The 15,320-nt window shown below is 63.3% G+C and carries 12 protein-coding genes and 1 tRNA gene; all 13 read left to right on the top strand.

The features are described from left to right. Positions 1 to 172 precede the first annotated feature (172 nt). Complete coding sequence (locus ACNFBT_RS18130; protein WP_416751639.1) at positions 173 to 2,503, top strand: LTA synthase family protein; 2,331 nt, start codon at positions 173 to 175, stop codon at positions 2,501 to 2,503. A 277-nt stretch (positions 2,504 to 2,780) separates the two neighbouring features. After that, on the top strand, positions 2,781 to 3,554 hold the full coding sequence (locus ACNFBT_RS18125) for an ABC transporter ATP-binding protein (protein WP_207886302.1): 774 nt from the start codon (positions 2,781 to 2,783) through the stop codon (positions 3,552 to 3,554). Positions 3,555 to 3,568: 14 nt separating this feature from the next. Beyond that, positions 3,569 to 4,321, top strand: coding sequence for an ABC transporter substrate-binding protein (locus tag ACNFBT_RS18120; protein WP_416751636.1), 753 nt, complete (start codon positions 3,569 to 3,571; stop codon positions 4,319 to 4,321). A 56-nt stretch (positions 4,322 to 4,377) separates the two neighbouring features. Then, positions 4,378 to 5,073 carry an ABC transporter permease gene (locus ACNFBT_RS18115; RefSeq protein ID WP_275609070.1) on the top strand — a complete coding sequence of 232 codons (696 nt, stop codon included), beginning with the start codon at positions 4,378 to 4,380 and terminating at the stop codon, positions 5,071 to 5,073. Continuing rightward, positions 5,070 to 5,762, top strand: a complete 693-nt coding sequence (locus ACNFBT_RS18110; RefSeq protein WP_416751634.1) for an ABC transporter permease — start codon at positions 5,070 to 5,072, stop codon at positions 5,760 to 5,762. The genes ACNFBT_RS18115 and ACNFBT_RS18110 overlap by 4 nt, the downstream gene beginning before the upstream one ends. Before the next feature lie 67 nt (positions 5,763 to 5,829). Continuing rightward, on the top strand, positions 5,830 to 7,050 hold the full coding sequence (locus ACNFBT_RS18105; protein WP_416751632.1) for a methyltransferase: 1,221 nt from the start codon (positions 5,830 to 5,832) through the stop codon (positions 7,048 to 7,050). A 396-nt stretch (positions 7,051 to 7,446) separates the two neighbouring features. After that, positions 7,447 to 7,926, top strand: coding sequence for a MarR family winged helix-turn-helix transcriptional regulator (locus ACNFBT_RS18100; protein WP_416751630.1), 480 nt, complete (start codon positions 7,447 to 7,449; stop codon positions 7,924 to 7,926). Continuing rightward, positions 7,923 to 9,404: an efflux transporter outer membrane subunit gene (locus ACNFBT_RS18095; RefSeq protein WP_416751628.1), complete on the top strand. Its 1,482-nt coding sequence runs from the start codon at positions 7,923 to 7,925 to the stop codon at positions 9,402 to 9,404. The genes ACNFBT_RS18100 and ACNFBT_RS18095 overlap by 4 nt, the downstream gene beginning before the upstream one ends. Before the next feature lie 14 nt (positions 9,405 to 9,418). Next, entirely contained in the window at positions 9,419 to 10,603 is a 1,185-nt protein-coding gene (locus tag ACNFBT_RS18090; protein WP_416751626.1) for an efflux RND transporter periplasmic adaptor subunit, read from the top strand. 13 nt (positions 10,604 to 10,616) lie between these two features. Next, complete coding sequence (locus ACNFBT_RS18085; RefSeq protein WP_416751624.1) at positions 10,617 to 12,149, top strand: DHA2 family efflux MFS transporter permease subunit; 1,533 nt, start codon at positions 10,617 to 10,619, stop codon at positions 12,147 to 12,149. A 73-nt stretch (positions 12,150 to 12,222) separates the two neighbouring features. Further along, a tRNA-Thr gene (locus ACNFBT_RS18080) sits at positions 12,223 to 12,298 on the top strand. A 453-nt stretch (positions 12,299 to 12,751) separates the two neighbouring features. After that, positions 12,752 to 13,762 (top strand): UDP-glucose 4-epimerase GalE, encoded by a 1,011-nt coding sequence (galE, locus tag ACNFBT_RS18075; RefSeq protein WP_416751622.1) that lies wholly within the window; start codon positions 12,752 to 12,754, stop codon positions 13,760 to 13,762. Between the two features lie 240 nt (positions 13,763 to 14,002). Beyond that, the gene (locus tag ACNFBT_RS18070; protein ID WP_416751620.1) at positions 14,003 to 14,989 is read left to right on the top strand and encodes a glycosyltransferase family 2 protein; all 987 of its coding nucleotides are present in this window, start codon (positions 14,003 to 14,005) and stop codon (positions 14,987 to 14,989) included. The last annotated feature ends 331 nt before the right edge of the window (positions 14,990 to 15,320 follow it).

The raw sequence follows: 15,320 nt of genomic DNA, 5'->3' as shown, positions 1-15,320 counted from the left end.
ACAAGTCCCTCCCGCTCCCGGCGCCTTCGCACGAATCGTGTCGAATGTTTGCCGAACTACACTGTCTACTGGCACGTAGCACGTTGTTCTTTCAGAATCATGACCGACCGGACGATTCCCGCCTTTTTCGCGGCATACCCTCCGGCATCCGATGTTTCATAGCGGAGTCACTGTGCGCGCACTCACTCGCTGGTGGAATTCACGGGGCAACCTGGCCACCCTGTCTGCCCTTTTCCTGTTGATCCCTCTGTTTGGCCGCTACAGCCTTGGCTGGGGCACGCCACTGGGCTATCTGTCCGACCTCACGCTCGGCACGCTGCTCGTGGTGGCGCTGCACAACCGACGACTGTTCATCGCCATCCCGGTGATGCTGGTCTGGGCGCTGTCGGTGATCGGCACCGCCGAGCTGGTCAGCGCCGTGGGCCGCATGCCCGCCCCGGAAGACCTGCGCTTCCTTGCCGACCCCACCTTCGTCGCCAACTCCACCGAAGGCGGTGGCATCAATCACCAGCATCTGGCTATCGCCATCGGCGTCGGCATCCTGCTCTGCGCCCTGCTCTGGCGCCGCCGGGAGCAACCGCTGCCGCGCTACGCCTATGCGGTGCCGGCCGCGCTGCTGGCCGGTCACTTCGGCCTGCAGTACTTCCAGCCCAGCGACGCGGAAATGTGGAAGCAGTTCAACCTGCCGCACCAACTGGTCTCCCGCGCCATCACCAGCGGTGAAATCGCCTACCAGGACTGGCGCGATCGCGACCTGCCGGAGGTCAGACCCAACGTCACTGGCCTGACCCAGCACGACCTCAATGGCACCCCGCTGCTGCCCGGCCGCGGCCAGGCGAAGAACGTGCTGATCATCGCCATGGAGGGTATTCCCGGCGCCTATGTCGCCACCAACCGCGCCGCGCTGAGCAGCAGCTACGAAGAATCGGTGATGCCCAAGCTCAGCACCTGGGCCGAGCGGGCAATGACCACCCCGGATTACGTGGTGCACAGCCACCAGACCATTCGCGGCCTGTACGCCATGCTCTGCGGCGACTACAGCAAGCTGGACAACGGCACGCCCAAAGGCGTCGAACTGCTGGGCAACCCGACTCGCGCCGCCGAGTGCCTGCCAGCGCAGATGCACCAGGCCGGCTTCAGCACCCACTTCCTGCAAGGGGCCGGGCTGCGCTTCATGGCCAAGGACAAGATCATGCCGGCCATGGGTTTCGACAAGACCCTGGGCCGCGACTGGTTCAAGAAGCAACCCTATCTGGAATTCGCCTGGGGCATGGATGACAAGGCCTTCTTCGAAGGTGCGCTGGACTACGTCGGCCAGCTGCGCCAGAAGAAGCAGCCGTGGATGCTCACCCTGCTGACCGTCGGCACCCACCAACCCTACTCGGCCACCCCGGAATACCTGGCCAAGTACTCGACGCCACGCCAGGCCGCCATTGCCTACCTGGACGACGCCGTGGACGCCTTCCTCAGGGGCCTGGAAGAAAAAGGCGTACTCAAGGACACCCTGGTGATCGTCACCTCCGATGAGTCCCACGGCATCGACAACGTACGCCTCGCTTCGGCCTGGGGCCTGAATCTGGTCTTCGCACCGGAGCAGGCCGCGCTGCCGCCGGTGAAGGACGGTGTTTATGGCCACGTGGACCTGGAGTCCTCGGTCCTCGATTACTTCGCCATCAAGGCGCCGCAGGACATTGCCGGCCGCTCGCTATTCCGCGAATACGAGACGGGCCGGGAGATGGTCTCCTTCACCAACGGCATGCAGCGCTATCACGACGGCAAGAGCACCTTCATCGAGTGCGACTTCCAGCAGGTCTGTAGGCGCTACAAGAGTGACGGCTTCATCGCCGACAGCGCCAAGTTCGAGGGCCGCTTCAGTGGCCGCGACGCGCGCCTGATGACCGCCCGCGCCGACATCCTCGACCAGTCGGTGGTCAACGCCCAGTCGGCACGGGAATACCAGTTCGCGACCAAGGAACGCATTCGCCTGAAGCCGCAGATCGACAATGAGTACACCGACAACCTGATCGGCGCTCAGTACCTGGAGTTCCCGGCCAACTCGCGCACCACGGTGAGCCTGAAGATTCGCGCCATCCAGATGGATGCCAACGGCGCCAAGGTCACGCTAAAGACCCGCTCCTTCGAGAAACCGGTCCCCATCCAGATGCCGGAGTTCCCGCTGGTGAAGCGTAACGAGCCATTGGCGGTCACCTTCTCCTTCGACAACGAAGAGGCACGCAAGGCGTTCTCCTTCCACCTGCTGGCCGAAGGCAAGGGCATCATCGAGATCACCGACTTCCACGTCACCACCCAGCCACGCAAGTCGCCGGTCAACGCCAGCGAGCCGGGCGCGAGTGGCCTGGCTGACGGCAAGGTACTGCCGATTCCCCGTCTCTCCGGCCACCCGAACCTGATGGCCAGCCAACCCCCGGAGTCCGAGGATGATGTGACGCCGGCCGAGGTCATCAGCGATCCATCACCGCAACTGCGCCAGCTGATGCAATGATCGAAGCCGGCGGCCCTCCAGGCCGCCGGTCTTTTCCCCGTCAGCGGAAGCTGGCACTATCGCGCCCCCCGCGACGCAGCGCCCTCTCCACACCGCGAGTTCAGCCCAAGCGACAACACACTGTGGCAATGCGACAACTTGCCGCTATCCCGGGGAACAGCGGCGGATGAGCGCTTGGCGCCCCCTGGGACGCGTGTTAGCTTGCCCCTCGCCAGGATGGCCCCGATTCTGCAGTACCCACTGCGAGAGCGTCCTAATAACAATAGAGGAGCCCCCTATGGCCGAGGCCATACCCGCACTGGAAATCCGTAATCTGCACAAGCGTTACGGTGACCTGGAAGTGCTCAAAGGCATTTCCCTGACTGCCCGCGACGGCGATGTGATTTCCATCCTCGGCTCCTCCGGTTCCGGCAAATCCACATTCCTGCGCTGCATCAACCTGCTGGAGAACCCGCACCAGGGCCAGATCCTGGTCGCCGGTGAAGAGCTCAAGCTGAAGAAGGCCAAGGACGGATCGCTGGTCGCCGCCGACGGCAAGCAGATCAACCGCCTGCGCAGCGAACTGGGCTTCGTCTTCCAGAACTTCAATCTCTGGCCGCACATGAGCATCCTCGACAACATCATCGAGGCCCCGCGCCGCGTGCTGGGCAAGACCCGCGCCGAAGCCACCGAGATCGCCGAGGCCTTGCTGGCCAAGGTCGGCATTGCCGACAAGCGCCACAGCTTCCCGTCCCAGCTTTCCGGCGGTCAGCAGCAGCGCGCCGCCATCGCCCGCACCCTGGCGATGCAGCCCAAGGTCATTCTCTTCGACGAGCCGACGTCCGCACTCGACCCGGAAATGGTCCAGGAAGTGCTCAACGTCATCCGCGCGCTCGCCGAGGAAGGCCGCACCATGTTGCTGGTCACCCACGAAATGAACTTTGCCCGCCAGGTTTCCAGCGAGGTGGTGTTCCTCCACCAGGGCCTGGTAGAAGAGCAAGGCCCGCCGCAGCAGGTCTTCGAGAACCCGCAATCGGCACGCTGCAAACAATTCATGTCCAGCCACCGCTAACGGAGCATCACTGCATGAAAAACTATAAGAAAGTCTTCCTGGCTGTCGCGGCCACCCTGGCCATCGGGGGCAACGCCATTGCTGCGGAGAAGCTGCGCATCGGCACCGAAGGCGCCTACCCGCCCTTCAACGGCATCGACGCCAGCGGCCAGGTCATCGGCTTCGACATCGACATCGCCAAGGCCCTGTGCGCCAAGATGAAGACCGAGTGCGACGTCGTGACCTCCGACTGGGACGGCATCATCCCGGCGCTGAACGCCAAGAAGTTCGACTTCATCGTCGCTTCCATGTCGATCACCGACGAGCGCAAGCAGGCCGTGGACTTCACCAGCCCGTACTACACCAACAAGCTGCAGTTCGTGGCGCCCAAGTCGACCGACTTCAAGACCGACAAGGGCTACCTGAAAGGCAAGGTGATCGGTGCCCAGCGCGCGACCGTTGCCGGTACCTGGCTTGAGGACAACATGTCCGACACCGTCACCATCAAGCTGTACGACACCCAGGAAAACGCCTACCTCGACCTGTCCTCGGGCCGCCTCGACGGCGTGCTGGCCGACAAATTCGTGCAGTACGACTGGCTGAAAAGCGACGCCGGCAAGGACTTCGAGTTCAAGGGCGAGCCGGTGTTCGACAACGACAAGATCGGCATCGCCGTGCGCAAGGGTGACCCGCTGCGTGACAAGCTGAACGCCGCTCTGAAGGAAATCGTCGACGACGGTACCTACAAGAAGATCAACGAAAAGTACTTCCCCTTCAGCATCTACTGATGCACGTGCCGCGCCGCCCGGCCTCGGGCGGCGCGTGCCCTCAGGCGTGATTCCCCATGATTTTCGACCTGCACGGCTTTGGCGATCAGCTGATCGCCGGCACCTGGATGACGCTCAAGCTCTCGCTTTCCGCAGTCTGCGTCGGACTGATCCTCGGTCTGCTGGGCGCGGTAGCCAAAACGTCCAAGAACAATTTCCTGCGCATGCTCGGCGGTTTCTACACCACCGTGGTACGCGGCGTACCCGAGACCCTCTGGGTACTGATGATCTACTTCGGCACCGTGACCGGACTGAACGCCCTGGGTGACCTGTTCGGCCACCCCGAGTTCGCCCTGTCGCCCTTCGCCGCCGGTACCTGTGCACTGGGCCTCTGCTTCGGCGCGTACGCCACTGAGGTGTTCCGTGGCGCACTGCTGGCGATCCCCAAGGGACATCGCGAGGCCGGCCAGGCGCTGGGGCTTTCCGCTCCGCGCATCTTCTGGCGCGTCGTGCTGCCACAGGTGTGGCGCGTGGCATTGCCGGGCCTGGGCAACCTCTATCTGATCCTGCTGAAGGACACCGCGCTGGTCTCGCTGATCAGCCTCGACGAAATCATGCGCAAGGCCAGCGTCGCTTCCAACGCGACCAAGGAGCCCTTCACCTTCTACATGGTGGCGGCACTGATCTACCTGGGTCTGACCATCTTCGTGATGGCCGCCCTGCATTACCTTGAGCGCCGCGCCGGCCGTGGCTTCGTGAGGAACGAGCTATGACCGATTTCGAGCTGATTCTCAAGTGGATGCCGAAGATGCTCCTGGGCGTGCAGCTGACCCTGGAGCTGCTGGCCATCGCCGTGGTCGCCGGCCTGTGCCTGGCAATACCGCTGGGTATCGCCCGCGCCTCGCGCCATTGGTACGTGCGCGCAGTGCCCTATGCCTACGTCTTCTTCTTCCGCGGCACTCCGCTGCTGCTGCAGTTGGCCCTGGTCTACTACGGCCTCGCGCAGTTCGATGCGGTGCGCAAGAGCAGTCTCTGGCCGTACCTGCGCGATCCCTACTGGTGCGCGCTGTTGACCATGACCCTGCACACGGCGGCCTACATCGCGGAAATCCTCCGCGGCGCCATCCACGCCATCCCGTTCGGTGAAGTGGAAGCAGCCCGTGCACTGGGCATGTCGCGGCGCCAGGCGCTGTTCCACATCATCCTGCCGCGTGCGGCGCGCATCGCCCTGCCGGCCTACAGCAACGAGGTGATCCTCATGCTCAAGGCCAGCGCCGTGGTGTACACCGTGACCCTGTTCGACATCATGGGCATGACCCGCACCATCATCGCGCGCACCTATGAGGCCATGTTGTTCTTCTGCCTGGCCGGCGCCTTCTACCTGCTGATCACCCTGCTGCTGACCCGCGTCTTCCGCCTCGTCGAGCACTGGCTGCGCGTCGACATGATGCAGGGCCGCTGACCGGCGCGCCCGCCTGACCACGGGGCCGCTATAATGCGCGCCCCGTGGCTTCCTCCCGCTTCACACCGTGCACTCTGACGACACTCCCCTGACCGGCTCCGACCTGATCCAGCGCTTCCAGGCATTGGACGGTTTCCTGCTGGAGCACCAGGCGTTGTGGCGCCCGAAACCGTTCACCGTGCTCGAACTGCCGTGGGAACGCGAACACCCGGAGCTGGCCAACTGGCTGCGTGGCCGCAGCCTGGAAGAGGCCGATGCGGATCATCACCTCACCGCACAGCTGCACGCTCCCGCCCCCTTTCCCGAACTGGCCGAGACTGCCGCGCGCCTGTCCGCCGTCGGGGAGTTGCCAGCGGTCGCGCTCGGCCCGTTACCCACGGCCCTGACGGTCGACGTGCCCGGCCGCAAATGGCAACAGATCGAGGCATTCGCCAGCCGCCTGCGCTTCGCCCAACCGCCCCGCCAGTGGCTCGACTGGTGCGCGGGCAAGGGTCATCTCGGCCGTCTGCTGGCACGCGATGGCACCCCCCTGCTCAGCCTGGAGTACGACGCCGCCCTGGTGGAAGACGGGCAGCGTTTGAGCGATCGGCTAAAGCTGCGGGCCATGCACCGTCAGCAGGATGTGCTTGAACAGGATGCGGTCGAACATCTGGAGAGCGAGCAGACGGCAGTCGCCCTGCACGCCTGCGGCGACCTGCACGTGCGCCTGCTGAAATTGGCCAGCGAGCGCGGTTGCCGCCAGCTGGCCGTCGCCCCCTGCTGTTATAACCGTATCGACAGCGACCACTACCGCGCCCTTTCCAACGCGGCGCAAGGCTCGGCGCTGCTCCTGTCGCGGGACGACCTGCGCCTGCCGCTGGCCGAAACCGTCACCGCCGGGGCCCGCGTGCGCCGGCAGCGTGACAGCTCGATGGCGCGCCGGCTGGCATTCGACCTGCTGCAGCGTGATCTGCGGGGAATCGACGACTATTTGCCGGTGCCTTCGGTCCCGCCGGCATGGCTCGATAAACCCTTCGCCGACTACTGCCATGATCTCGCCGCACTGAAAGGCCTGCCATTACCCGCCGAGCGCGACTGGCCGGCCCTGGAGGGGCAAGGCTGGAAGCGCCTGGCCGTGGTGCGCAACCTGGAGCTGGTGCGTGGGCTATTCCGTCGCCCACTGGAACTGTGGCTACTGCTGGATCGAGCGCTCTTTCTCCAGGAGCGTGGTTATAAGGTCACCCTCGGCAGCTTCTGCGAGCCACGCATGACACCTCGCAACCTGCTTCTGCTCGCGGAACGCTTCTGAGACGCACGTTCCAGCCATCCATCCACAACAGCTGTGGATAACTCTGTTGAAATCGCCGAGAAAAATCGCGCTCATGCCCAGTCCAGAGAGCACCGGGGCAGTTTGGCCATTTTCCGAACTTTTTCTTAACTCCTTTAAAAACAAATAATTAGAAAAAGCCGTGATGGAGCTCACAACGAATATTCAATTTCTTCCGAAAAGCGCCGGGCACTGTGAATAAGCCGCGGCTTTCACACCCGCCCCCCCCCCCCCCGACAGAACCTGTTGCTCCAAGCACATCAATTTCGATTCATGGAATTGATTGTTCCCCCATGGCGACAATCAGCCCTTGTCAATCCCTGCCTAAGCAGTAATATTTCGAAATATATCCCTGCCTAGACAGCAATTAGTCTTGCCATGAATCACTACGACGTCGCGGATTTTCCCTTCAAGGGCTCCATCGGCCACCTGCTGGGGGCCAGTGCGCTCCTCAAGGACCGCCTGCTGGACAAGCACCTGGCACACCTGGACATCACCGCGGCCCAGTTCAAGGTGCTGTTCTTCATCGGCCACGACCGCGCCAATACCCCGGCCGAGCTGTGCCGCGAGCTGTCCATCGACAGTGGTTCGATGACGCGGATGCTCGATCGCCTGGCGCGCAAGGACCTGCTGGTCCGCCAGCCCTGCCAGAACGATCGGCGCAGCGTACGCCTGCACCTCAGCGCGGCCGGCCAGGCAGTGCACGCCCAGTCTCCACAGATCGCCGCGGCGGCGATGAACGAGTTGGTCGGCAGTCTGTCCCGCGAAGAACTGCACACCCTGACCAGCCTGCTCGACAAGATCCTGCAAGCCCACGGCGTGCTGCCCAACGACCAGGCCCAGGAGAACAGAGCATGATCTCCTTGCGTATCGCCCGAGTGCCGGCTTGCGTACTCGGCACCATGCTGAGCCTCGCGGGTTGCGTCAGCTCGTCGGGCCTCCTGCCCAGCGGCGAGGCCACCGACCCCGCCAGCCTGAAAGCAGGAACCACCCTCGACGGCACAACGCTGTCTCCCGCCGCCTGGCCCAGCCAGCGCTGGTGGACCGCCCTGGGTGATCCGCAACTGGACAGCCTGATCGACGAAGCCCTGCGCGGCACCCCGGACCTGGACATCGCCAGCGCCCGCGCCCGCCAGGCCATCGCCGCGGCCCAGGCGCAGGACGCCGACCGCCTGCCCAGCATGAAGGGCACGGCCAGCTACGCCGGAATCCGCGCCCCCGAAAGCGTGATACCCGCCCCGATAGGAGGCCGTTATTCGGCGGTGAAGTATCTCTCGCTGAGTTTCAGCTATGACCTGGACCTTTGGGGCGGCAAGCGCGCCGCCTGGGAAGCGGCCCTGGGCCAGGCCAACGCGGCCGAAGTCGACCGCCAGGCCGCGTCGATCACCCTGTCGACCAACGTCGCCCGCGCCTACAGCAACCTGGCCCACGCCTTCGTCGTGCGCGATCTGGCCCACGACGAACTGGAACGCTCGCAACACCTCTACCAGCTCAGCCAGAAACGCATGGATGCAGGCCTGGACAGCAAGGTCCAGTTGCAGCAGACGCAGACCCAGGTCGCCAGTGCGAAGCAGCAACTGGCCGCCGCGGAACAGGAGATCGCCAGCGACCGCATCGCCCTGGCCGTGCTGCTGGGCCAGGGACCCGATCGCGGGCAGAACCTGCAACGCCCGCAGGTGCTGAAGCCTGGCGCGCTGGCACTGCCGTCGAACCTGCCCGCCGAACTGCTCGGCCGCCGCCCGGACATCGTCGCCGCGCGCTGGCGCGTCGAGGCGAGCGCCAAGGACATCCAGTCGGCCAAGACCGAGTTCTATCCGAACCTCAATCTCGGGGCGATGGTCGGCCTGGCCGCCCTGCACACCGAGGACGTGCTGAAGGCGCCGAGCCGCTTCTTCCAGATCGCCCCGGCGATTTCCTTGCCGATCTTCGATGGCGGCCGCTTGCGCGCGAAACTCGCCGGAAAGGACGCCGACTACGACCTGGCCGTGGCCCAGTACAACAAGACCCTGGTCAACGCCCTCGGCGAAGTCACCGACGACCTCGGCAGGCTGCGCTCGCTGCAGCAGCAAATCGATGACCAGCGAGAAGCGCGGGACATCGCCAAGTCCAACTTCGACCTGGCCATGCGCCGCTACGGCGAAGGCGTCGGCAACTACCTCGACGCCCTCAGCGTGCAGCAGCAGTTGCTGGTGGCCGAGCGCCAACTGGCCAACCTGGACGCCGAGCGCATCGACCTCTCGGTCCAGCTCGTCCAGGCCCTGGGCGGCGGTTACCAGCCCGACACCACCTCCACTCCCGCCCCGCTCGCCCAGGCGAACGCGGCCGCCGCGCATTGAACGAGGCACCCGACATGAGCACCCCCACGCAAGAAATCCAGAACGGCAATTCCAAGCGCAAGCGCTGGCTGCTGATCCTGCTCGCCGTCGTCGTGCTGGCCGGCCTCGCCAGCGTGGCCTGGCAAATCCTCTACGGCCGCTGGCACGAGGACACCGACGACGCCTATGTGAACGGCAACGTGGTGCAGATCACCCCGCAGATCACCGGCACCGTGGTCAGCATCGGCGCCGATGACGGCGACCTGGTGCAGAAGGGCCAGGTGCTGGTGAAGTTCGACCCGAGCGACGCCGACATCGCCCTGCAGCAGGCCGAAGCCAACCTCGCGCGCACCGTGCGTCAGGTACGCGGCCTGTTCAGCAACGTCGATGGCTACAAGGCTGATGTGGCGGCGAAGAAGGTCGCCCTGGCCAAGGCCGAGGCGGACTTCAAGCGCCGGCAGAATCTCGCCAACGACGGCGCCATCTCCCAGGAAGAATTGGCCCACGCCCGTGACGCCCTGGACACCGCCCGTAGCTCGCTGACCAGCGCCGAGCAGCAGCTGGACACCAACCGCGCCCTGGTCGACGACACCGTCATCTCCTCCCATCCGGACGTCAAGGCCGCCGCCGCCAAGCTGCGCCAGGCCTACCTGGACGACGCCCGCGCAGTGATCATCGCGCCGGTCACCGGCTACGTCGCCAAGCGCACCGTGCAGGTCGGCCAGCGCGTACAGCCGGGCGCCGCATTGATGGCAGTGATTCCGCTGGACCAGGTGTGGATCGATGCCAACTTCAAGGAAACCCAGCTCAAGCACATGCGCATCGGCCAACCGGTGGAAATCCGCTCCGACCTCTATGGCAGCGAAGTGAAGTACTCCGGAACCGTCGACAGCCTCGGCGTCGGCACCGGCAGCGCCTTCTCCCTGCTGCCGGCGCAGAACGCCACCGGCAACTGGATCAAGATCGTCCAGCGCGTGCCCGTGCGCATCCGCATCAGCCCGGACGAGCTGGCCAGGCATCCGCTGCGCATCGGCCTGTCGATGGACGTCAACGTCAACCTGCACGACCAGAGCGGCCCTGCCCTGGCCCAGCAACCGCCGCGCGAAGCGTTGTTCTCCACCGACGTCTATCAGCAGCAACTGGCCTCGGCCGATCAACTGATCGAGCAACTGATCCACGCCAACCTAGCCGACGCCAACCACCGCACCGCGCAGCGCTGATGCCCCCGACGCCATGAGCCAGAACAGCAGCTTTTCCCCGCCCAGCCTGGTGATGGCCACCATCGGCCTGTCGCTGGCGACCTTCATGCAGGTGCTGGACACCACCATCGCCAACGTGGCGTTGCCGACCATCTCCGGCAACCTGGGCGTCAGCTCCGAGCAGGGCACCTGGGTGATCACCTCCTTCGCGGTGAGCAACGCCATCGCCCTGCCGCTGACCGGCTGGCTCAGCCGGCGCGTCGGCGAGGTGCGGCTGTTCATCGCCGCCACCGTGCTGTTCGTGATCGCCTCCTTCCTCTGCGGCGTTGCGCAGCAGATGAGCATGCTGGTCGGCTTCCGCGCACTGCAAGGCTTCGTCGCCGGACCGCTCTACCCGATCACCCAGACCCTGCTGATCTCCATCTATCCCCCCGCCAAACGGGGGATGGCATTGGCGCTGCTGGCCATGGTGACCGTAGTCGCGCCGATCGCAGGGCCGATCCTCGGCGGCTGGATCACCGACAGCTACAGCTGGCCATGGATCTTCTTCATCAACGTGCCCATCGGCCTGTTCGCCGCCATGGTGGTCTACCAGCAACTGCGCGAGCGCCCGGTGGTGATCAAGCACGCGCCGATGGACTACATGGGCCTGGCGATGCTGGTACTGGGCGTCGGCGCCTTGCAGATCGTGCTCGACAAGGGCAATGACCTGGACTGGTTCGAATCCGACTTCATCATCGGCGGCACGGTGGTCGCGGTAATCGCCCTGGCCGTGTTCGTGATCTGGGAGCTGACCGACCGCCACCCGATCGTCAATCTGCGACTGTTCGTGCACCGAAACTTCACTGTCGGAACCCTGGCCCTGGTCGGCGGCTACGCCGGTTTCTTCGGCATGGGCCTGCTGCTGCCGCTGTGGCTGCAGACACAGATGGGCTACACCGCCACCTGGGCGGGCCTGGCGGCTGCGCCGATCGGCGTCCTGCCGATCTTCCTCTCACCGATCGTCGGACGCTACGCACAGAACTTCGACCTACGCCTGGTCTCCAGCCTGGCCTTCCTGACGATGGCTGCGACCTGCTTCATGCGCGCAAGCTTCACCACCGAGGTCGACTACACCCATGTCGCCCTGGTGCAGATGTTCATGGGCCTGGGCGTGGCGTTCTTCTTCATGCCGATCCTCAGCATCCTGCTCTCGGACCTGCCGCCCGACCAGATCGCCGACGGCTCGGGCCTGGCCACCTTCCTGCGCACCCTCGCCGGCAGCTTCGCCGCGTCCCTGACCACCTGGTTGTGGAACCGCCGAGCGACCATGCACCACGCCTACCTGACCGAAAACCTCAGCCCGTACGACCCAGTCACCCGAGCGACCGTCGATCAGCTCGGCGGCCCTGGCCAACACAGCGCCGCGATGCTCGATCGCATGGTGGAAAGTCAGGCCTACATGATCTCCACCATCGACTACTTCACGCTGCTGGGCTGGCTGTTCCTCGCCATGCTGGTGGTCATCTGCCTCGCCAAGCCACCCTTCGGCGCCAAACCCGGCGCAGCTACAGCTGGCGGGCACTGATCAGACACTGCATCACACTGCAAAATCAGTGGTTTACACCCCAGGCGACGCCGCTATAATGGCGGCCCTCCTTGCCGGTATAGCTCAGCTGGTAGAGCAACTGACTTGTAATCAGTAGGTCCCGGGTTCGATTCCTGGTGCCGGCACCATAGATTTCAATCTTCTGCAACGTCCTGAAGACCAATCAGGAGGTTGTAGCAGGGCTCAGCAAATTCTCTGCTGATTGATCTCGTCACACCTTTTGCGACGCATTCCAAGACGTGGGAACAGCCACCCGCGTTGGCTGGCCGAGTAATCGCCCTCAATTCACTCCACACCCTAGGCAGCGCTGCTCGGCTTTTTGAATCAGTAGCGGCCAGGTGGGCTGCGCCCGCGGAACGGACAATCCCATCGTAGCACTGGCTTCCTATAGCCTCCCCCATCCGCGCCAGGGCTAAATCGGCGGCAGGCCCAGGCCAGTCTTACTCGGGATCGCGCTTGAGGAGTCACCAGGACGCCTAGCTACCACTTCAGGCCAAACGGTATCCGCGAGGTGACGCATGTCCCTATTCGGTACGATGGCGGGGGAGTTAAGATAACCGTTTTTTAAGGTGAGATTTTCGATGATTTTCGTTACGGGTGGCGCCGGCTACATCGGTTCACATACTTGTCTCGAACTGCTGACAGCAGGCCAGGAAGTCGTTGTCTTCGACAATTTCTGCAACAGCCACCGCGAGTCACTGCGTCGGGTTGAGGAATTGACCGGCAAGTCAGTCATCCTTGTTGAAGGTGACATCCGCGATCAAGCGGCAATCGAGGCTGCGCTACGCACCTACGACTGCACTGCAGTGATCCATTTCGCCGGTCTCAAGGCTGTCGGTGAATCAGTCGAGCAACCTCTTGCCTATTATGACAACAACGTCATTGGCACACATCGACTGCTCAGCGCGATGGACACCTGCGGGATACGTCGCCTGGTATTCAGCTCATCGGCGACAGTATACGGTGAGCCGCAGCGTCTACCGCTGACTGAAGACCATCCACTGTCAGCTACCAACCCGTATGGTCGCAGCAAGCTGATTGTCGAGGACATGCTCCACGATCTGTATCGCTCCGACCCAACATGGCAAATTGCCATTCTTCGCTATTTCAACCCGGTTGGCGCACATCCCAGCGGACGAATCGGTGAGGATCCACAAGGCATTCCGAACAACCTGATGCCCTTTGTCGCGCAGGTCGCTATCGGTCGACGGGAGCAACTGATGGTCTGGGGTAACGACTATCCCACGCCCGATGGCACCGGTGTGCGCGACTACATCCATGTTGTTGATTTGGCTCGGGGCCATCTAAAAGCACTCGAGCGACTAAATGGCTCGCAATGCTTTACTGCCAACCTCGGCACCGGCACCGGTTACAGTGTGCTGGACGTAGTTCGCGCCTTCGAGCAGGCCAGCGGCCAATCGATTCCTTACCAGATTGCAGCCCGTCGCCCCGGTGACGTTGCCGCATGCTACGCAGCCCCAGCCCACGCCGCGCAATACCTCGGCTGGAGTGCCGAAAAGGACTTGTTGAGTATGTGCGTCGATGCCTGGCGCTGGCAGACGCAGAACCCAAACGGTTACCCAACAGAGTAAACCGAAACCCTTTTCTGGCTCCCGCCCGCACCACGGCCCCACCACCGGCTAAAATGTCCAGCGACATTTATAAGCCCGATGGCCGCGAGGCAGCCGGAGACAACGAAATTTCTCGTTGACTGGCGGAACGAATTCGACTTTGAAAGGTCGTTGTAGTCCGTTCCGCTAACCGAGTCCCCATCCAGTTAATTTCTGCACATGCCCAGGGGACAAGAGTGCGGGAGGCTCATGGAGGTTTTGATGACTGCCCCCTACCAACATGCTGGCCACCAGGAGGCCGCCTATGCAGCACCGGATAACGGGAAGCCGCCAAAAGTAGCCATTTTGATGGGGACCTACCAAGGTCAGCACTACCTCCCGGAGCAACTCGATTCGTTCACTGTCCAGACGCACAGCAACTGGGAAGTCTGGGCATCGGATGATGGCTCCAGAGATGGCACGCGGGCAATTTTCGATGCCTATGCACAGCATTGGCCCGCCGATCGCTTACGTGTACTTACAGGACCGGGTAAAGGGTTTGCCGCTAACTTCCTTTCACTGACCTGCAATCCGGATATCAAGGCGGACTACTACGCCTACGCCGATCAGGACGACATCTGGGAGGCGGACAAACTAGCGCGAGCCCTGCTGTGGCTGGAGACCGTTGCCGCCGACAAGCCTGCGCTCTATTGCTCCCGCACCCGACTCGTCGATGAAGACAACCACGAAATTGGCTTGTCTCCGCTGTTTTCCCGGGAACCCAGCTTTGCCAATGCTCTGGTACAGAGCATTGGCGGCGGCAACACCATCGTTTTTAACAATGCAGCCAGGGTACTGCTCCGTGGGGCAGGGTACGACTTCCCCGTCCCCTCTCATGATTGGTGGGCCTATATCGTGGTTGCTGGCTGTGGCGGCTCAGTCTTTTTCGACCACTATCCGTCGCTACGCTATCGCCAGCACGGCAAGAATCTTGCAGGAATGAACACCAGCTGGCAAGGCCGGCTAAAGCGCATCAGCCAGCTAGGGGCAGGTCACTTCCGCATCTGGAATGATGCTAACATCGCCGCACTCCGCAAGCTGAATGACAAACTGACACCGGAAAGTCGGGAAATGCTCGAACGCTTCAGCAGGGCGCGCCAGATGAGCCTTATCCCCCGCCTTTACCACCTCAAGTACAGCGGCATCTACCGCCAGACTCTGCTCGGTAACCTTGGATTGGTCGCCGCAGCTCTTCTCAAGAAAATTTAAGCCATGGCAATCCTAGTGACTGGCAACACGGGCTTCGTTGGTAGCAGTTTTGTAGTCGATCGGCGGCCCCGGTCTAGCGAAGCAAGCAACGCTGTCCGCCTGTCGCTCCACGCAACCAACCTGAAACCCGGCACACCGACAGGCGGGAGCATCGCATGCGCTCATCCAAGAGCGATCTCGACGCTTCCGCTCCGAGTTGTGCCCTTCCAGCCAAACTCAGGACGCCTGTCATATCCAACGTCGCAGCCAAAGACCTTGTGGAGGGCTGCAGCTGGCGGCCAAGCAGCTCGCCACGGCGATGCCTTGCGTTAACCCCTAGGCGCTCGCAAGA

Source organism: Pseudomonas sp. NY15181, from assembly GCF_048068055.1.
Taxonomy (GTDB): Bacteria; Pseudomonadota; Gammaproteobacteria; order Pseudomonadales; family Pseudomonadaceae; genus Pseudomonas.
Note: the sequence above shows the minus strand (reverse complement) of the source record. Positions and strands in the feature narration are given on the sequence as shown.